This is a genomic window from Chamaesiphon sp. (assembly GCF_041738855.1).
Lineage (GTDB): Bacteria > Cyanobacteriota > Cyanobacteriia > Cyanobacteriales > Chamaesiphonaceae > Chamaesiphon.
On the sequence record NZ_JBGSPA010000171.1, the window covers coordinates 13,664 to 32,723 of the forward strand.

A 19,060-nucleotide genomic window follows, 5' to 3' on the forward strand; every position below is an offset into this window, starting at 1 on the left:
TAGCTGTCACCCTCCAAGCTCATATCTCTTTCAGGGTTGCTGTGACTAAGTATCTTCAGCTTATCCCCTGAAAGCTTTTCTACCTCATACCCCCCTTTTCAAACGCCCTCTTAGATTCAAAGCGATCAAAGATGGATAAAGTCGAGCTAAGGATTTGGGATGAGTGTATCTTGTTTGACGACCATCGATCGACCGATCCATAATGCCACCATCGCGATCGCCAGTGAGACTAAACCCACCGCCCAGCCAGGGAATAAGGGTAATTGACGGGCCACAGAAATAAATACATTAAATAACGCTCCAGCCAGAGAAGCACCCCCAAAATAGAATCCGATGCCCAAACCGCCTCTAGACAGAGGCACCATACTCAAAGCAAAGGGAATCGTCCCCACACCGACGCAGCTCATCCCTACACCCAACAACAGCACGGCTACGGCCTGAAGACCAGGTAATATCAGCATCGAGAACCCGATCGCTAACATGATTAAGCCACCGAGCATAGTTTGTAAATTGCCCCAACGCTTTGCCGCCAAACCAATCGGCAGTACGGTTACTAGTTGAACGGCTAGAAACAAGGTCATTAACATTGGCGTTTGCGCTTTTCCCACCAAACCAATCAACTGTTGAGTTAAAATAACGCCCATAGTAATGGTGCAGCCAGTTAGCGCGACCAAGAGCAGGTTTCGGGTAGCGGGTTGTTGCTCATCTGCTGTAACTGCTGGCAATCGCACTTGGGTAGTTTGAGAACGGTTGAGCAAGGTGGCTGAGAGTAGCAAAATAATTGAACTAATCGCAAATGCTGGCCCTGCTCCTAGTCCTTTGACGATTTGCTTGGAAGCAGGCAAAGCTAGGGTGCCAGCCAGTGTACCGACTAATGTCAAGACGCTCGCAGCATAGGGCCAGTCGCGCTGACAGGCAAATTCGCCCAGGCGAGCTAACATCGGCGATCGAAACATCGCCATCGCCATCGCCCACAGAATTACCAGAGCCACAAATAACCACCGGATAAAGCTATCAGGATTACCCAAAAACACGATCGATGGCAATATTACCAACAATCCGGCGGAGAGCAACACCCCGATCGTCACAAATGGTCCTTTTAACCCCCATAATGTCTTTTGACGATCGGACAAGCTGCCAAACATCGGTTCGATTAAGACTGCCAAAAAACCTTCGATCGCCAAAATTACAACTGACGAATCTTTCGGAAAACCATACTGTCCCAACAAATCAGGAATGTACATCCGATACACAATCCAACAGAGTACGATTGCGCCTTGCATCAGTGCCATTGCGAGTACTGGTTGCCAATCAGTTTTAGAGGTTGCTGAGAAAGTTTGCATAAGGTGTAGAGCTAATAAAACATTGGAAACGATACTATTAATGCGGGCACAGAATGCACTTGGATTGAAATTTCGCTGGTAGTGGCAAAGACGGGCAGATTATAACCAGAACGCATCCAATTTAAACTGCGTTAAACAAGTCGCAGGGATGGCATGTACTAGCTAGATAATTATTAACAGTACATCGAACCATTAGGGAGGGAAAGAAGCCGCTTAGGTTATCCAATCTCTGGCCCGATCGCTAGATTTATGGGCATTGCTGAATTGATGTATGAAACCCTCGGTAGGGGTAATTCATGAATTACCCCTACCGAGGGTTTCATGGGTTGCATAATCGGTTAATCATACATGGAATCAGCAACGCCGATTTATGGTTAGCAGATTAGAGATGTAGCAGAATTTTGCTCGGAGTGATAATGTTAATTGAGTGACAATCAATAAAAATATTATGGCTAAGGGCACATAACTTCGCCCCATTTAATCGGCGTTTCATTATTACAAGTAAACTGTTTCATCCGCCTGTTAATCAGCCCATAGACAACCCCATTATCGGTTTGATCGATATAAAATTGAACCATGCCCACATTCGCACAGTTTTTAGCAATTTTTTGACTAGCGGCTAATAGCTTGGAAGAAGAGTTAATCAGTTGTTCCGATCGAGGATTGTTATTAACAATCGTCAAGTCAGCTACCATGGATCGACCACGCGGGTATTTACCAGAAGCAGCAGTAATTCGGTTGATTTTAACCGATTTGACCAGACCCAATTGGGATCTAATCATCCCCAAGGTATTTTGACAAGTAGATTTATTGGCAACTAGTGCAATCTGAATATCCCGATTAGGAACATCTCTAAAATTTTGCTGAGCCATTACCAATGGTGAATAGCCCAGACTAATAATATCGATCGATACCAATACAATACTTGTTACCTGGGAAGTGTATTTTTGCATACATAAATTTGGGAGAGATGAGCCAATCTTAACCCTCTGCTCCCATGATTGGGATGCGAGGGTTGCGGGACGAGCGATTAGTTCATTGGTGCTGATACTTCCAATTTACCAGACTCAATCCATCGATCGAATCGTGCTGTCTTCCCGTTAATCGTGATACTCTCTAAATACCATGCAGCTCCGGCAAACTTGCCATCGCTGCGAATTTTTATAGACCTAGGGAACTCGCCGATGGTCTTAATGTTTTTCAATGTAAATCGATCGGTTTGATTTCTCTCGAAGGCATTTCCCGAAATGAATTGATTGATTTGGATTTCTCTTGTTCTGCCGAGTACTCCATCTAAGGTCAGGTAGATGTTTGAGTCAGTTCCAGCTCCTGTTTTGTCGCCAGTTTTAATAGTAACATCGTAACTCATTCTGTTATCTGATACTGTTGCGCCACTACCTGTTGTGATGCCAAACGCATTGCTGCGCGTGCCGTATTCTGCGTTAGTTAGCTTCTTAGCACTTGCCACATGCACATCAGCATCGGAACCAGTACCAGCAAGTCCAAAACACTGGCTGGAGTTGACCAAAATTCCATCGACACCTTGTTCGAGCCAGTAATTTACGGTGCTCTTATTTTCAAAAGTCCAAATCACTACTTTCGGACCTAGACCAGCATCACGCGCCTTGATGGCTTCTCTAGTCCAGTCCTGTTCTGTTTTGCTCCAGACAAGTCCAGCCGCAACGCCAATTTCATACCAATATTTATTCAATGGGTAGCCTGCGTTCTGGAAAAAATTATTCACATCTGTTGGCGAATCGTCAAAACCCATGGCTGCAACAGCTCGGGGGTCATTAAGAATTCTGCTTTTAATCGGTGTCAGATATTTCCCATCTTTGACTAGTCCAATATCGAAGATCAGATTGACGGATGGAAGCTTCGCTCGAATTTTATCGAACAATTCATCTAACGGAGCATCGGGAGTTTTAATATCGACGTGCAAAAGGGCAAGCGGTGCTTGACTTACAGCATTCAACCAGGCATCCAGTGTCTCGCGGTTCCCACTTAAGTCATCGTGAGCGAGAAACCAACCTGTAACGCCATTCTTTGTGCCGTACATGAAATCTGCTTCGATCGCATTGACTCCCTGTTTTTGCACAACATTCTTTACCCAGCTACCTGCGTTACAACGGTGAGCTATAACGTAGACAGGCCGCTTACTCTGAGAGTTGCTGGGCAATACGAACGCAGAGAACGGCACGACAACAGCGGTGACAAATCCGATCGAGAGATTCAGGAGCCATCGATTAGATAATAAATCCGATGTGATGTTTTTCATGATATTTAGCCTAAATGTAGTGATATTAATTCAGACTGGTTGTATATTTTGGAAAGAGTGTGGTGCCTGATACTGTAAAAGTATGCACCTTATCCGCCCTGAGTGACTGCTTAAAAATCTGCCTCCCGGCAACTGCCCGACATTCAACTACGATATCTGTCGCTCCAACTGAAAGGGGGATAGCTACAGGTCGATCGAATGTAGTGCCAGTTCGTTTAACTTCTATCTCTTTTCGAGCACCTTGAGGGCTTCTCCAGCTAACCTTCAACCTCATGACATAAGCACCCTTGTTCCTAACTACGATCGCGCCACCACGCTGAGAGATTACCGCATTTCCACGATCGTCTCGATAACCATTGTCATATAGAACTGCTGTATAGAAAGATTCAGCCGCCGTTTTGTCGATGCTGCCCGTTCCTAATCGCAGCATATCCTTGAGAAACAAGTAATCTGCCAGATCTTTGCCACTGTCTGTTACCTCTAATTTTCTGGTCTTAATTGAATTCCAGCGATATTGTGGAAAGCCCATCTGCCGCAATGGTGCGTCCCAGTTATGATCGTGAGCAAAGCAGGCCTCGAAGAACTTTTTTTTGTGCTCCGGTAATCCGCCACTACAACCATCTGAATTGCCAAAAGAAGTCGGTTTATACTGTAGAAATATACCGCCATCCAGTGGATTATAAATCGTGCGGGTGTCTCCACCTGTCCACTGATAGTTATTACCGACTGTTTGATACTGTGGGGGATCGTAGCTGGGAACTAGTCCATCTTCATTTGCCAATAAGCTGATGTAGTTGTTGGCAGCAGAGACTTTGGGAGGGAGATTTCCTTGCGCTCTAGCTGTGTTTGTAATGAGAGCCATTACGGTAGAACTTAATAATAATCCGGTCAAACATCTTGATGCGATTTTCTTCATGTTATTTCTATTGACGTTTGGCGATCTGGCGATCTCGAATCTAGCGGAAAGCTGTTCGCTGATGTGTTGCTATTAGTACGGAGCAACAAGCTGTTTGGATTTAAATTTGGCAAAATTCTTTCTAAAGCACAAAATCTAGCTGTTTGGGGAATCTGGCGATGCCTCGATCGGGCACCTGATTGAGTCATCGATTTTAATCTGCTGTTGTTACATCCAATCTGCTTGCACTTGCGTACTAATAACAACAGCAAACAATGATGATGACAATTATGTTGCGTAAATTATTTGGTTTTAGTGGGATCGCGCTCCTATCTACCGCGATCGTCCAATTAGCCACTCCAATTGTCTCCGGCACAATTTCGATCGGCATCCAACCAGCCTCTGCTAGCACACAAACCGATCGACAATGGCAGCAATATTTAGGTGGGCGCAAAATTGTCGAATTTTCTAATTATTCTTCCAGTTTTGGTGGCGGTGGCATGAGCAGTCAAAAAGAATTGCATATATGTGGCAACGGACAATTTGCCTATGCTGCTCAAAGCGCAGTGTCAATGGATGTATCCGGAGCTAGTGGTGGCAGTAGCGGTCAAAACAGAACTACAGGCACCTGGAAGATCGTCGAATCAAATCAATCTGTGGTGGCGGTCGAATTTACCAGTTCCACTGGTGAAAAAGAACAAGGTGTCTTAGGCTTTGGTCAAGATGGACGATTGTATGACGGCAACGGTAAAAAGTTATTAACTGCGCCAAGTGAAGCTTGTCAATAAATAGCAGTAGTCATACCGTAATGAAATCGTAACTAAAGTTATTATTAATACATAGAGATATTTTCTAATAAAGCTATAATTTACCCAGTTTATTATTTGGCCAAGACTGGTTAGATGAGTCAAATTCCTGCTGACACTACCGATACGAACTTAATCATTAGTTTGCGACAAGGTAATCAAACTGCTTTGAGTATTCTTTACGATCGCTATGGTGGATTGGTATATACTTTAGCCTTGAAGTTGCTCAATCGTAGTGATGAAGCCGAAGATATTACCCAAGATATATTTTTGAGCTTTTGGAAACAGGATAAATTCGATCCAAATCGTGCTAATTTAAGCAGCTATCTATGTTTACTGACTAGATCGAGATCGATCGATCGATTGCGACGTCGACAGAGCGAACAAAAATCCTTGCAAAGATTACAACAAAACATTACTCCTGAAGCTGAATTACCTACTCCCTTAGACTCATTAACATTAGCAGAAGAACAAATCATCGTGCGCCAGTCTTTATCCACATTGAGCGAACAACAAAGACAAGTGCTCGAATTAAGTTACTATCAAAATCTGAGCCAATCAGCGATCGCCGCGCAAATTAACTTACCATTAGGTACTGTTAAAACGCACATGCGGCAGGGATTAATCAAATTACGGCAACTGTTGCAATCGCAGATTGGCTAAGGGAGTGAATTATGGTTAGATCCATTTCAGAAGAGGAGAAAATGTTAGCTGCTGGTTATGTATTAGGTGATTTAGATCCGCTAGAAAGCAAGGAATTTGAACTTGCTCTGACTACCGATCCCGATCTTCGGGCAGAAGTATTTGCTCTTCAAGTTGCTTTCAATAAAATTCCCCAGGGATTAACCCAAATCAATCCCCCCCCCGGCTTAAAATCTAAACTCATCGAATCTTTTGTTGCTTCAGAATCAACCTCAAGTTCGACGATCGCTCTGCCGCAAACAACTGTTAATGAAACAACTTCAGCCCCTCCAAAAAGATTTAATTGGAGCAGGCTATTAGCGGGGATTGGACTATTAACAGGTGGGTTGTTAGCATTCGATAATTTTAATCTCCGTCATCAGCTACAATTTGCTCAACAGGTTAATCAACAAGAATTAGCCAGTATTTTAACTCAACCCAAAAGTCGGTTACTGGCTTTAAGCGATCGCCAAGATCGCGTGCTGGGCAAAGTTTTGTTTACACCGGGAAACTGGCAACAGGTAATTGTATCGGCAAAAGATTTGCCGCCATTACCTGTCGATAAAGTCTATCGAATGTGGCTAGAATTAGCTAATGGTCAAATTATTCCCTGTGGTGAATTCAAAACCACAGATGGTGGTAGCATATTTATCAAGCTAAATGCCAAACAAAATCCACCAGCCGGGGTTAAAGCTAAGGGCGTATTTATCACCATCGATCGACCTAACGATCCACTCGAACCAACGGGACAAAAAGTAATTACAGGCACTATCTAATTAATAATTGATAATTAATAATTGGGGTTTTTGGATTAAGCCCCGAAAAGGGGGAATCAGCTTGGAGGGTGACAGCTACGCTGTCACGAAGAAGCCACAAACTGGAGTTTAGACTAATCAAAATATTTCAACAAAAAAGTTCAGGCAGCAGAAAAGATGACTGAACAAGAACGCGAAGTGAAAAAAAACAGTGATTAGGCTGTTTGCTGTTGCTTTTTAGGCCGAGAATAAGTTTTTTTAGCCACAGGATAACGAGTTCGAGGAGTACATTTAAACCCAATAGCTCGACCATTCGACTTTCCACGCTGTTTAGGAGAAGAAGCAGGAGTGCCAATCTGGATCAAAAGTGAAAATATAGACTGAGCAACACGTCCAGGGGATAGAGCGATCGTAACAGATTGCCAAGGTAAGCGATACTGTGTGACTAAATCTCTGGCTAACCAGAGTTGCCAAGTCATCAAAGGCATCAAATCGCTCCAGCGATCGGATTGTTCGGGCGTTTTTAAACTAGGCATCGTCCAGTGCAATCTTTGCGGTGAGCAAAACGATACCAATGTTCGAGACTAAACCGTCGTAAGTATTGATGCCAGATTTCTTCAAGTGGCATCGTGCGCTCACCCGTCCACACCAACCATAACGCTGGCATAATTCGACCAGCAGCGGTCGGCTCCAGCCGTTCTACCAAAATTAGATTGACTTGATGCTCCGCAGCGTTAGAAAAGTGTAAATCTTTCCATATTCTGACTCTGACAAGGGCCATGACTTGATGTGTCTAGTTCTAAAATTGCTTCATATGTACTTGGATATTGGCGACGAAACATCGGACTGAATGACAATTCTGCTAGTGATGAAGCTTGTCTGGTTGTCATCACTGCATCCATCAGCTCGAATGTTGCATCTTTTGCTTTGGTTGATAGTTTATGTACTTCTTGACGAAATGTCTGTAATGCTTCACAGTTCATGTTGGGGAAGTTGATGAGTTTTCTTTCACCCTTATTTTCTTCCCTCCGGTAGCAAAGGTCTATCTTTTGCTGCCGTTCTCTTTCTTCTTTGCCAACACAAATAAATGCTCCGTACGATAATCGCCACTTAATGCCGCCGCAATCTCTGCTTCGCTTTTGCGCACCCGCTCGTGTTTGAGTGCTGCGAGTTTAAGTGGGTCGCGCTCTCCAGCGACAATTGCCTTCAGAATTCTCATTCCGCTCAATCCGGTTAAGTCACTGAGTACTTGATGCAAATGTAAATTCATCTGAGTCAGTGCTTTCTGCATCCGCTGGATATGTCGGGCAGCATCGGCAATCAGTGTGTCTCGCTGCCGAATGTAACTCCGCAAGACACAAATCGAGTCGGTGGGACGAAAGGAACCAGACAATAACCCATAACTATGTAGTTGTCTGAGCCATTGACAATCCAACACATCACTTTTGCGTCCTGGCACACTTTTAACGTGATGGGCATTGACTAAGATGACTTCAAATCCTGCGGCTTCGAGCATCTGGAAGACTGGAATCCAATATACTCCTGTCGATTCCATCGCTACTGTCTCAATCCGACATTCCTTGAGCCATGTCACCAGTGCTGCTAAGTCTGGTGTATAACAACCAAATTCTCTTACTGGTTGGGCATCTTGTGCTGGTGGCACGCTCACCCAATGACTTCTGGCTCCGATATCGATGCCACAGGCATTTCGCTTGATAATATCTAACGACTCTAATTCTGCCTGTGAAGATTGCTGTGGTTGCCCTGACTGCTTTACCATAGAATTACTTTTAATTAGAATTGAGGCTAATTCCTTGACCCAGAATCAGCAAACGTTTGATTCTCCTAAACGGGATAAAGGGATTTCCCCTTTTCACCAATGTCTTACGCTTTATATTCTGGCACCAGACTCACGACGGGCGCGTTCGCACCACTGTTCTTTCGGTGTTAGCTGTCAATCGATTACCCTTATTCTTAGATTACTCTCTTATTCCTCCCTTTGTTTCTTGCGTCCTTCCTGCGGCGCGCCCCATTGGAGACTCACGTTAAATATGGTAAAGTCGATCGTGAGAACATCCCAAAGTTGCTGATCCGCACAGGGTTTGTTCGTGGCCAGTGCCCACCCTACTGGCTCGACACGACTAAAACTGTGGGCATTCAAAACTCCGAAAAATACAATCAGTAATATTGTAAGAGATCGCGCTACCCACAGTTTTAGTCGTGTCGTCCCACTACTGGAACGAAAAGAAGCCAAGACCAGCAAATCTACTACCACCTACTTTTTGGCTTTCCAATTGCTGACAAAGCATTGATGCCACCGTATCCTTGGTCAAGAAATTGCGGGTACTGCAATTGTTTAAAATCTGCATTAACTCTATCCCAACTTTTGCTAGATCGGTAGCTGTTGTCCACAGCCCTGCTGCTGCCATTTCAGGGTAAGTATGAAATCCACCTACGATGGGAATTCCTTGCCACGGATAACCCGTCGCGGCTTCTGTTTTCAAATGCTGTGGTAGTGGCTGTTCGTATGTGCTATCGGTCAATTCTAATGGATCGATCGCAAGTTCACGCATGATTTGTGGGAACGGTTTTTGAGGAGATCGATTATGGCTTGTTGCGCCACCGTCGTACCACCGCCAGAATAGCAAAATTGCATTCCTGGCAAAGTGTTCACCTCCACTTTTTCTGTGTTTGCGGGTGGTTCACCATTCAATATTTGGGTCACACTTGGTACGATTCTGAAGCCAAATATCCAGGAAATCCATGTACTGTAAATCCAGCAATATGGCTAAGAATCTGACGTAATGTTATTTTTGGCTGCCCGTTTTCATCGGTGGGGATGCGCCATGTAGTTAGATAGCGATTAACATCCTCATCAAGGCTCAATCGTCCCTCTTGCACCAGCCGCATCAGACCCAAAGCAAATACGGCTTTGCTAATTGAACCTGATTGAAAAATAGTTTTCGCTGTCGCTGGGTATTGGGAGCGCGAATAACTAAAGCCAAACCCATGCGCCCACTCGATTTCAAAATTATTGATGACTGCAATACTCACACCAGGAGTATGGTAGTATCTCATTCGATCTTTAAGTTTTGCAGGAGCAGCAAATTTACCTTTTATAATCGTACCAGCTCGTAAATTAGCAATAATCCGATCGATCCGATTTTCCATACTAGTTTGTAAGTAAAGTTCTCAAGACATCGATTCTCGTAATCCCAGTGCGATTTTACTATGTTCTTCGATTTGCGACATCACCTGACGAGCGCGACTGATGACTGTCGGGGGTAAACCTGCTAGTCGTCCCGCTTCGATGCCGTAGGATTTACTTGCGCCGCCGGGTTGGACTTGGTGGAGGAAGATGATTTGGTCGGGGAGTTCTTTGACGGTGACTTGGTAATTTGCCACGTTGGGGAGGATGGATGCAAGTTCGTTGAGTTCGTGATAATGGGTGGCAAAAATCGTGCGGGAACCGATTTCGGTGGCGAGATATTCGGCAACTGCCCAAGCGATCGAAAGTCCATCAAATGTAGCGGTGCCGCGTCCGATTTCGTCTAGTAAAACGAGGGAATTGGGGGTGGCATGATTGAGAATATTGGCGGTTTCATTCATTTCTACCATGAAGGTTGATTGTCCGGTGGCGAGATCGTCTACAGCACCGACGCGGGTAAAGATCCGATCGCAAATGCCCAATGTAGCGGCGGTGGCGGGGATAAAACTACCGATTTGCGCCATGATTTGGATCAAGCCTAATTGGCGTAAATAACAACTTTTACCGCTGGCATTTGGCCCCGTAAGGATAATCAGATCGGGAGATTCGATACTGGGGGTAATGTGTTCGGCTTGTCCTAATTGCGTCGAATTGGGGACGAAAAATCCGGCGAGTAAGGCTTTTTCAACGACGGGGTGGCGACCATCCGTAATGTGGATTTCCCGACTCGGCACCAGTTGGGGGCGACAATAGCCCTGAGTCACTGCAATTTCGGCTAAACTGCACAGGACATCAATCGCCGAGATACTACGGGCGACGGTGCGGATTTGCTCGGTGTGGGTGGCGACGATTGTGCGGAGTTCGACGAAGATTTCGTGTTCGATCCGGTTGAGATCTTCTTGGGCGGTGAGGACGCGGACTTCCCGTTCTTTGAGTTCGGGGGTGATGTAGCGTTCTTCGTTGGTGAGGGTTTGTTTGCGGATGTAGTCGCTGGGTACTTGGTCGGCTTTGAGGCGGGAGATGCTGATATAGTAGCCGAAGGTTTTGTTGAAGCCGACTTTGAGATTGGCGATACCCGTGCGTTCCCGTTCGATCGCTTCGAGGTTGGCGATCCACTGGAGATCGCCAGCGGCGGCGGCGCGCATGTCATCGAGCTGGGTGTTGATGCCCGATCGAATAATCCCGCCGTCTTTGAGGTGGAGTGGTGGGTGTTCGACGAGGTGGGCGGTGATGTCGCGTCCCAAGGCTTCGAGTTCGGGGGGGACGGTGTGGAGGATTTTGAGGAAGGGGGATTTGCCCTGACGGGCGATGGCACAGAGTTCGGGGAGTTTGAGAAAGGAGTCGGCGAGGGCGACGAGATCGCGTGCGCTGGCGCGTCCCGATCCGGCTTTGCCTGTGAGGCGTTCGATGTCGTAGATTTGTTTGAGTAGCTGCTGTAAGTCCTGGCGGAGAAAGGTGTTTTCGACAAGTTCTTGGATCGTATCTTGGCGTTTGGAGATCGAGTTGAGATCGAGCAGGGGTTGCAGTATCCAGCGACGCAAAGCGCGTCCGCCCATGGCGGTACAGGTGCGATCGAGTGCCCACAGCAGGGAGCCTTGAAAGTTACCATCCCGCACGGTTTGGGTGATTTCGAGGTTGCGACGTGACTGGTGATCCAAGACGAGATAGTCGCCGAGGGCATAAGTACGCAGGGGTTGGAGCGTGACGGGGTTACTTTTTTGGGTGGCTTCGAGATATTCCAATAAGCCGCCAGCCGCCCGCACAGCGAGGGGAAATGGCGTACACCCCAAAGATTCTAGCGATCGCATTTTGAAGGTGTCTAGGAGCCGCTGCTTGGCTTCTGCGAGGGTAAATGGTGCCAGGGGGCGCATGGCATAGCAGAAGCAGTTGGGGAGATTGGTGGGGAGTAAGTCGGAGGTTTCGCCAGGGCGCAATAGGCGGTTGAGATCGGGGGCGGCGATGGGGATGAGGATTTCCGGCGGTTGGAGCCGCATTAGTTCTTGAGTGAGGACTTCGAGATCGGTGCTTTGGGTGGTGAGAAATTCGCCTGTGGAAATATCCGTGTAGGCGAGTCCCCAGTTTTCGCCCACGAGGACGATCGCCGCGAGGAAGTTATTCCGTCGTGAGGGGAGCATTTCTTCTTCCTGAATCGTGCCTGGAGTCAGGACGCGGACGACTTCGCGCCGCACTAAACCCGCCCCCGATTCGGCCGCTTCGGCGGCGGTTTCCATCTGGTCGCACATGGCGATCGCGTACCCTTTTTCGACTAAGATGGCACAATAGCGATCGACTGCATGGTGCGGTACGCCCGTCATCGGGACGCGCCCGACTTCTTTACCGCCTTCTTTGCTCGTCAGCACTAGTTCGAGTTCGCGGGCGATCGTAATCGCATCCTGAAAAAATGTCTCAAAGAAATCCCCGCAACGGTACAACAGCAGTGCGTGGGGATATTGCTCCTTCACCTCGACATAGTGTTGGTACATCGGTGAGAGCTGGGTACGATCGAGCAGGCGATAATCAGCGTTGCGGATTTGACTCTGACTAGTACGAATACCTGTCAAGTCGGCGGTGTTGTCAGACATGGATCGGGAGAAATGTGAGGTGCTGGGTAAACAGTTGACAGTTGAGAGTTGACAGTTGACAGCGAATCGCTCGCTGACGGGCAAGTTCGGCGTTTGCGTCTATCTTAGAGATGGGGGGTTTGTTAACTAATCTTATTTTACCGAAAGACGAACGGAAAGCCCCTTCATTCAAACACAATCGGCGATCGAGCGTAGGTACCGAGCGGTAGAGCGGTAGTCGATCGATGGTAGCCGAGTGCGATCTATGGCAATCCATTCACCATCCACCATTCACCATCCACCATCCACCATCCACCATTCACCATCCACCATCCACCATTCACCATTTAATATATCCCTAGTTTTCCGGCTCTAAGAGGTAACCTGGCATTGGTACACCACCACTCATTTTTATATTATTTTTTGTCCTTTATCGCTATTATTTTAGGTAGATATCTCGCCATCGCTGGGGGCACGCATTATCTGATCCATACTTTGTGCAAACAAGTATTAATCGATCGTGGGATTCGGATTCAACCGCCTGTGTGGGAGTCAATTCATCACGATATTAAATTATCAGTTTATTCGACAGCGATCTTTGCTGTTGCTGCCGCCGCGATCGTCATGGCTTTCGATCGCGGGGGGACATGTTTATATGCCAATTGGGATAAATATGAACTATGGTATTTTGGCTGGAGCTTTTGGTTAGTACTCGCCCTTCAGGATACGTATTTTTATTTCATTCATCGCCTCTTTCATCATCCTTTCCTATTTGAATTGTTTCATCGCGGGCATCACTTGTCCAGACAGACTACCGCTTGGACATCTTTTGCCTTCGATCCAGTTGAGGCGATTTTTCAAGCCTTATTTATCGTCGCAGTTGTATTTACAATTCCGCTACATCTGGCGACTGTAATTGCGATTATTATGACGATGACAATTTGGTCGGTATTCAATCATCTCGGGTTTCCCTTATTTCCCAATTTTGGTTATTTTCGGTGGTGTTCGCAGTGGGCTGTCGGCCCCTTGCATCATGCCGTTCACCATCATAAGTATTCCAAACATTATGGATTGTACTTTACCTTCTGGGACAAGCTACTCGGCACTCAAGACCTCAATTACAATCGAGCTAAGATCCCAGATCGGTCTATAAATTATTTAAGTTGAAAATCATCAGCAGCGATCTAGATCGTGCCTACTAGGCTGTCGTAGTACGACGGCGACAAGACAGCCGACCATTTTGAGTGTAAACTATTGGCGATCGCTAATTTGGGTACTTGAAGATATGTCTAAAACTGGCTCGATCGTCCGATATCATCACGCTACCTGGATGCGAACATGGCTGGCGATCGGTACTGGTACGATCGGGATGACGTGGTTGTCCGCCACCGCAGTGATGGCTCTGTCAGCGGTAGAAGTCGGTAAAATAGCCAAATCGGTGACAGTCGCGATCGATAGTGCCAATACTGTCGGTTCTGGGGTAGTCATCGACAAACAAGGTAGCACATATACAGTACTTACCGCCGCGCATGTCGTCCGCGATCGTCAAGCACCGTTCAGCCTCACGACTCCCGATGGCAAAAATCATCCCTTAATTGCCACTAATATTACAACCACAACTGATGCGGATTTGGCGATCGTCAAATTCCAGAGTACTACTAACTATCCGATCGCCAAACTGGGCAATGTCGAGACAGCCAGTGAAGGATCGATCGTTTACGTCTCGGGATTTCCGATGGCAACAACCGCCATTACCGCATCGATTTACAATTTTACTGAAGGTAAAGTTACTGCCAACGCTAGTCGTCCATTAGCTGGGGGATATGCTTTGGTTTATAGCAATAATACCTTACCAGGCATGAGCGGTGGGCCAGTATTTAATCAAGCTGGTGAAACGATCGCCATCCACGGCAAAGGTGATATCCAAGCGGCGAATCAAGCTTCGGATATTAATGACAATATTCGGATTAAAACTGGCTTTAATTTAGGGATTCCGACGAATACTTTTATCCGGTTGGCAGGTAAATTGGGTGTAAATTTTGGCGGAAAACCACCGCTGGCGATCGCCACCAATATTTCCAAACCACCTCAAGCTGTGGACTTATTTTTGATCGGCGTCGATCGGTTCAATCGGGGTAATATTGGTGGATCGATCGACGCGATGAATGCAGCAATTGTGCTCGATCCCCGCTATACCAAGGCTTATCTGGCGAGAGCTTCAGCCAATTTCATGTACAAACGGCTCGGTGCGGCTTTAGCAGATGCCGATCTGGCAATTGCCAGCGATCCAAAATTGGCGATCGCCCATACAGGTAAATGTTTCTTGCTCAGTGAGTTTGGCAAACAGGGCGAAGCTCTAGGCGTATGCGATCGCGCCGTGTCATTGGCTCCCAACAATGCGATGGCGCAGACAATTCGGGGTTTAGTCGCTACCCGACTGGGCAACTATAGCGTCGCCGCCGCCGCTCTCGAACGCGCGATCGCGCTCGATCCCAATCTTTATTATGCTTATACCAATTTGGCACTGACGCGCAAAGCCCAGAATAACTTGCTTCAAGCACTGAACCTCGCCCGAAGAGCGGTACAAATTGCCCCTCAATCTCCAGGCGCACAATCGATATTAGGTCAATTATTGGTAGCCAATAGAGACTACCCCCAAGGATTGTCCGTACTCAATCGCGCGCTTGGTTTGAATCCCCGGATCGCCGCCGCTTATCGCGCGCGATCGCAGGCACATCAAGCCTTGGGGCAGACAGTGCAAGCCAAACTAGACAATACCTTAGCCCGACAATATGCACTCAGCAATCCTGACGGATTAATTGATGACATTAGTTTCCTGAATCAGTGATTTTCGATTAACGAAGCACAGGAATTTGAAACTTTATCTAACAACCCAATTATCAATTATCAATTAATCTAACTATGAATTATCAGAGATTTTATCTCGTCACGATTGCGATCGTCACCAACTTGACTGCCACCTTTTGTCCGGCAATTGCTCGGGCAGATCCGCAACCAAATTCACCTCAAAATACATCCGCCCAAAATTTTGTCAGTCAAGGTACCGAAATATTCTTAAATGGTAAAACTCTAAGTATTCCGTGGGGACAATGGCAAGTTGGAAATAGTTTGCGATTGGGAATTAGTGATACTGCACTCGATCGCCAGCTCGGTGTTGAGTTGTTCAATAATCCTAATTACCAAACTCAACCGCTCGATTGGTATGCGACTACGCGATCGACACCAGTCAGTGTCACCGCCAAGCTCAGCCGTCAATATCGCTATCTCGACATCACCGATCTTGCCAAACGGAGCGGTTGGCAATGGCAGATCGTCGGGACGAAACTCCAACTCAATACCCCAGCTACTAGAGTAACTAACGTACGTCGCGAAAATATCCCTAAAAATGGCAAAATTACCGTCACTCTAGATCGAGCTACGCCCTGGAAACTCAGCCAAACACCCACCGAAGGATACTTAACGATCGAAGCAATTGCCGACTCTAATTTACTCGCTCAATTTAACGCACCACCGCCAATATTTGACCCCAATCTCGACCCCGATGACGATCCGACTGCTCAGAAACTAGAATATAAAGTCACCAGTAGTAAGAATCAAACAATCATTCAATTTCCGATCGTCAAAGGACAACGCGCCAAGGCAAAATTATTGTCACCAACCAATCTCGAAGTTAGTATTAGCTCCAATCTTGCCGCAATTCCCGAACGTGAAATTAAGTGGGCACCTGGACTCAAATGGCGGCAAAAGTGGGTAAAATTGGGCGCGACTAATTTCCCCGTTAGCTATCTCGAAATCGATCCGCGTCAACCAGGAATTAAATTTCGAGCGATGCTAGCACTCGAACCAAACTTAGTTGGTACCAATCATCTCATCAAATTTGCCCCCACTACTCAAGTCGTCGCCGCCATCAATGGGGGCTACTTCAATCGCAACAATCGGATGCCCCTCGGTGCCCTCAAACGGGACGGGAAATGGTTGTCCAGTCCGATCTTAAATCGCGGTGCGATCGGTTGGAATGACAAAGGGCAAATGCGCATCGCGCGCCTGAAAATGCAAGAAACCCTCACTACCGCCACTGGCGCACAGCTACCGATCCTCGCGCTCAATAGTGCCTACGTCCAAGCGGGCATCGGTCGTTATACCAGTGATTGGGGGAGTACTTACACGCCGCTACAAGCCAACGAACTGATTATCACAGTTCAACTAAATAAAGTCACCCAAATTACCCCTGGCAACGCGCTTGGCAGCATCAGTATCCAAATCCCTACCAATGGCTATTTACTCGCCTTGAGAGGGCAACCAGAGCTGTCTGGGAGCATCCCGATCGGTACGAGCTTGACACTGCAACGTCAACTTACCCCACCCGAATTTGAAATTTATACTCAGATTATCGCCGCTGGCCCCTGGCTAGTACAATCGGGAAAAGTAGTTCTCGATGCCAAAGGTGAAAACTTCGGCGTGAATTTTGCCAAAGAATCAGCGGTACGCAGTGCGATCGGTACCACGGCAACGGGTAACATTACGATCGCTGCCGTCCACAATCGGGCTGGTGGCAAAGGGCCAACTTTGGCAGAAATGGCTCAAATCCTTCAACAGATGGGCACAGTAGACGCCCTCAACCTCGACGGTGGCAGCTCTACCAGCCTCTACCTCGGCGGACAACTGATCGATCGCGCCTCTGCCACTGCCGCCCGCGTCCACAATGCCCTGGGCATCTCGATCGAACCTTAGGCTTTAGGCTTTAGGTTTTAGGCTTTAGGTTTTAGGCTTTAGGCTTTAGGTTTTAGGTTTTAGTAAATCTGTAGGTTGGGTTTCGAGGGCTTCAACCCAACCTACAAAAAAAAGGCGATCGCTAGCTTATAGCGATCGCCTTGAAATTTAAAACCCCGATTTCCTTTCGCGATCGGATGCAAATGAGAGCAACAGACACTAAAAAAAATATTCGTGAGAATTAGTTGCTGACTTAATTAGCTTCAACCAACCTCATGTCACTAATATAACCCGATTTGAGTCACATCACCATCCGCCATTTTACGGTGAATTCAGATCGCAAATTTTACACTCACCACTGCCATCGCCCCTACAGTAGTGGATGATTAAGCCATGAAAACTATTCGCTTTCATTTTGGATCGCTTCCTCCAACACATACCTAGTGCTACTCCACGCCAAGATTCCCGCCACCGCAACGATGATACTCATCCCCCATAATACTGGTTGCAGCCCAAACATCTCAGTCAAAGGGCCAGCGACAACCAGCGGCACCGCTACCGCAATATTTACCGCATTATTCTGAAAGCCAAACACCTTGCCCCGCATTGATTCTGGTGTTCTTTCTTGAATCAATGTCTGCATCGGCACCGCGATCAAAGAAGCTCCCAGCCCCAAGATCCCAGCACAGAATACACCTAGCAATAAATTATTTATAAATGTAAATATTGCTAGCACGATCCCCATACCGATAAATCCAATCAGGGGTAGAGATTTTTGGTTGAGACGATTGCCAAAATGTCCCAATATGCCAGCTCCCAGCACCAATCCGATACCCAACGGAGCGACTAAAAATCCAAATTGTTCGGGCTTGAGACCGACTTCAGCAGTGAGTTTGATCGATAATACTGGCAATGCCGCGATCGTCGAAAATAATACCGCCAGTTGCAGCATCGCATTTAATACGATCTTGTTACTACGGAGATAATCAAATCCAACTTTTAACTCATGCCACGGATTGATGCGGTGCGGATGTTGGTTCGGATCGATTTTTTCTTGGACTTTTACCAACTGTCCCAATCCAGCCGCCACAAAATAAAGTAAGGCTACCAATACCTCGCGCGATCCATTTTTGCTAATATTGGTCACTGCTGTCAAAATTGGTTCGCCGATCGCAAATCCGACAATAATCGAACCCATTGTACTGCTAGTAAATAGAGCATTGGCTGTCAATAAATTTTCGGGCTTCACTACCAGGGGTATCGCTGACTGTTCCGCAGGGGCAAATGCTTGAGTTACTGTCGAAATTGCAAAGGTAATTAATATTAAAAAGATGAATTCTTTTGGTAAGATTGCTAATAATAAAATTAGCGAACCTCGGGTGACATCCGCAATCACCATAATCTTCTTTTTGGGATAGCGATCGACAAATATGCCCGCCGCAGCTCCAAATAAAATTGCCGGAATCGTCGAAGCGACCATTAAATAGGAACTAGAAGAAGCGGTATATCTCTCTGGGATATTGTAGGTAGTTAGCAAAGCGATCGACATTACTAGCAATACTTTATCGGCAATCTGAGATAGCACTTGCCCCGTCCACAAAAATAAAAATGGACGATTGCTGAGTAGAGCCTTAAATCCACTCGCCTCTAGAGGTGTTTTTGCAGGCAACATAGGCTGAATAGGGGAAAGGGGGAAAGGATAATGGGTAAAGGCTTTAGCAAAGTCTGTAGCGATTGTACAGACTAATGGGTCGGAAAGTTTGCTAGTGTGTGACAGTCGATCGAGTGGACGGTAGATAATG

18 protein-coding genes and 1 pseudogene are annotated in these 19,060 nt (G+C 46.6%); 6 read left to right on the forward strand and 13 right to left on the reverse strand.

All coding sequences use genetic code 11. The annotated features are described in order from the left end of the window. Positions 1-146: 146 nt before the first annotated feature. The 4 genes from ACEW9I_RS18010 to ACEW9I_RS18025 all read right to left on the reverse strand — a co-directional run bounded on the left by ACEW9I_RS18010 (position 147) and on the right by ACEW9I_RS18025 (position 4,537). Complete coding sequence (locus tag ACEW9I_RS18010) at positions 147-1,343, reverse strand: hypothetical protein (protein WP_373541709.1); 1,197 nt, start codon at positions 1,341-1,343, stop codon at positions 147-149. 452 nt (positions 1,344-1,795) lie between these two features. Next, positions 1,796-2,296, reverse strand: coding sequence for a hypothetical protein (locus ACEW9I_RS18015; RefSeq protein ID WP_373541710.1), 501 nt, complete (start codon positions 2,294-2,296; stop codon positions 1,796-1,798). Between the two features lie 77 nt (positions 2,297-2,373). Continuing rightward, positions 2,374-3,621, reverse strand: coding sequence for a PLAT/LH2 domain-containing protein (locus tag ACEW9I_RS18020; RefSeq protein ID WP_373541711.1), 1,248 nt, complete (start codon positions 3,619-3,621; stop codon positions 2,374-2,376). 25 nt (positions 3,622-3,646) lie between these two features. After that, positions 3,647-4,537, reverse strand: a complete 891-nt coding sequence (locus ACEW9I_RS18025; protein ID WP_373541712.1) for a hypothetical protein — start codon at positions 4,535-4,537, stop codon at positions 3,647-3,649. Between the two features lie 269 nt (positions 4,538-4,806). Here ACEW9I_RS18025 and ACEW9I_RS18030 point away from each other — a divergent pair, with 269 nt between their 5' ends. The 3 genes from ACEW9I_RS18030 to ACEW9I_RS18040 all read left to right on the forward strand — a co-directional run bounded on the left by ACEW9I_RS18030 (position 4,807) and on the right by ACEW9I_RS18040 (position 6,779). Next, complete coding sequence (locus ACEW9I_RS18030; protein WP_373541713.1) at positions 4,807-5,304, forward strand: hypothetical protein; 498 nt, start codon at positions 4,807-4,809, stop codon at positions 5,302-5,304. Between the two features lie 114 nt (positions 5,305-5,418). Next, a complete protein-coding gene (locus tag ACEW9I_RS18035) occupies positions 5,419-5,985 on the forward strand; it encodes a sigma-70 family RNA polymerase sigma factor (protein WP_373541714.1) in 567 nt (188 codons plus the stop codon). A gap of 11 nt (positions 5,986-5,996) precedes the next feature. Next, positions 5,997-6,779: an anti-sigma factor domain-containing protein gene (locus tag ACEW9I_RS18040; protein ID WP_373541715.1), complete on the forward strand. Its 783-nt coding sequence runs from the start codon at positions 5,997-5,999 to the stop codon at positions 6,777-6,779. A 194-nt stretch (positions 6,780-6,973) separates the two neighbouring features. Here the strand turns inward: ACEW9I_RS18040 and ACEW9I_RS18045 are convergent, their stop codons facing one another. The 8 genes and pseudogenes from ACEW9I_RS18045 to mutS form a co-directional block, all read right to left on the reverse strand. After that, a complete protein-coding gene (locus ACEW9I_RS18045) occupies positions 6,974-7,294 on the reverse strand; it encodes a hypothetical protein (protein ID WP_373541716.1) in 321 nt (106 codons plus the stop codon). After that, on the reverse strand, positions 7,282-7,539 hold the full coding sequence (locus ACEW9I_RS18050; RefSeq protein WP_373541717.1) for a hypothetical protein: 258 nt from the start codon (positions 7,537-7,539) through the stop codon (positions 7,282-7,284). Before ACEW9I_RS18050 ends, ACEW9I_RS18045 begins: the two co-directional genes overlap by 13 nt. Beyond that, complete coding sequence (locus ACEW9I_RS18055; RefSeq protein WP_373541718.1) at positions 7,493-7,741, reverse strand: hypothetical protein; 249 nt, start codon at positions 7,739-7,741, stop codon at positions 7,493-7,495. The genes ACEW9I_RS18050 and ACEW9I_RS18055 overlap by 47 nt, the downstream gene beginning before the upstream one ends. Before the next feature lie 77 nt (positions 7,742-7,818). Continuing rightward, positions 7,819-8,538, reverse strand: a pseudogene (locus ACEW9I_RS18060) (IS110 family transposase); the annotation flags it as partial. A 451-nt stretch (positions 8,539-8,989) separates the two neighbouring features. Further along, complete coding sequence (locus tag ACEW9I_RS18065) at positions 8,990-9,331, reverse strand: hypothetical protein (protein ID WP_373541719.1); 342 nt, start codon at positions 9,329-9,331, stop codon at positions 8,990-8,992. Next, complete coding sequence (locus tag ACEW9I_RS18070; protein ID WP_373541720.1) at positions 9,304-9,483, reverse strand: hypothetical protein; 180 nt, start codon at positions 9,481-9,483, stop codon at positions 9,304-9,306. Before ACEW9I_RS18070 ends, ACEW9I_RS18065 begins: the two co-directional genes overlap by 28 nt. Beyond that, complete coding sequence (locus ACEW9I_RS18075) at positions 9,480-9,929, reverse strand: serine hydrolase domain-containing protein (protein ID WP_373541721.1); 450 nt, start codon at positions 9,927-9,929, stop codon at positions 9,480-9,482. The genes ACEW9I_RS18070 and ACEW9I_RS18075 overlap by 4 nt, the downstream gene beginning before the upstream one ends. Positions 9,930-9,950: 21 nt before the next feature. Continuing rightward, positions 9,951-12,548 carry a DNA mismatch repair protein MutS gene (gene mutS / locus ACEW9I_RS18080; RefSeq protein WP_373541722.1) on the reverse strand — a complete coding sequence of 866 codons (2,598 nt, stop codon included), beginning with the start codon at positions 12,546-12,548 and terminating at the stop codon, positions 9,951-9,953. 402 nt (positions 12,549-12,950) lie between these two features. Here mutS and ACEW9I_RS18085 point away from each other — a divergent pair, with 402 nt between their 5' ends. The 3 genes from ACEW9I_RS18085 to ACEW9I_RS18095 all read left to right on the forward strand — a co-directional run bounded on the left by ACEW9I_RS18085 (position 12,951) and on the right by ACEW9I_RS18095 (position 17,279). Continuing rightward, positions 12,951-13,694, forward strand: a complete 744-nt coding sequence (locus ACEW9I_RS18085) for a sterol desaturase family protein (RefSeq protein ID WP_373541723.1) — start codon at positions 12,951-12,953, stop codon at positions 13,692-13,694. 73 nt (positions 13,695-13,767) lie between these two features. Beyond that, complete coding sequence (locus ACEW9I_RS18090; protein WP_373541724.1) at positions 13,768-15,375, forward strand: trypsin-like peptidase domain-containing protein; 1,608 nt, start codon at positions 13,768-13,770, stop codon at positions 15,373-15,375. A gap of 74 nt (positions 15,376-15,449) precedes the next feature. Further along, positions 15,450-17,279, forward strand: a complete 1,830-nt coding sequence (locus ACEW9I_RS18095) for a phosphodiester glycosidase family protein (protein ID WP_373541725.1) — start codon at positions 15,450-15,452, stop codon at positions 17,277-17,279. A 379-nt stretch (positions 17,280-17,658) separates the two neighbouring features. Here ACEW9I_RS18095 and ACEW9I_RS18100 read toward each other — a convergent pair whose 3' ends face one another. Beyond that, positions 17,659-18,930, reverse strand: coding sequence for an MFS transporter (locus ACEW9I_RS18100; RefSeq protein WP_373541726.1), 1,272 nt, complete (start codon positions 18,928-18,930; stop codon positions 17,659-17,661). Between the last annotated feature and the right edge of the window lie 130 nt (positions 18,931-19,060).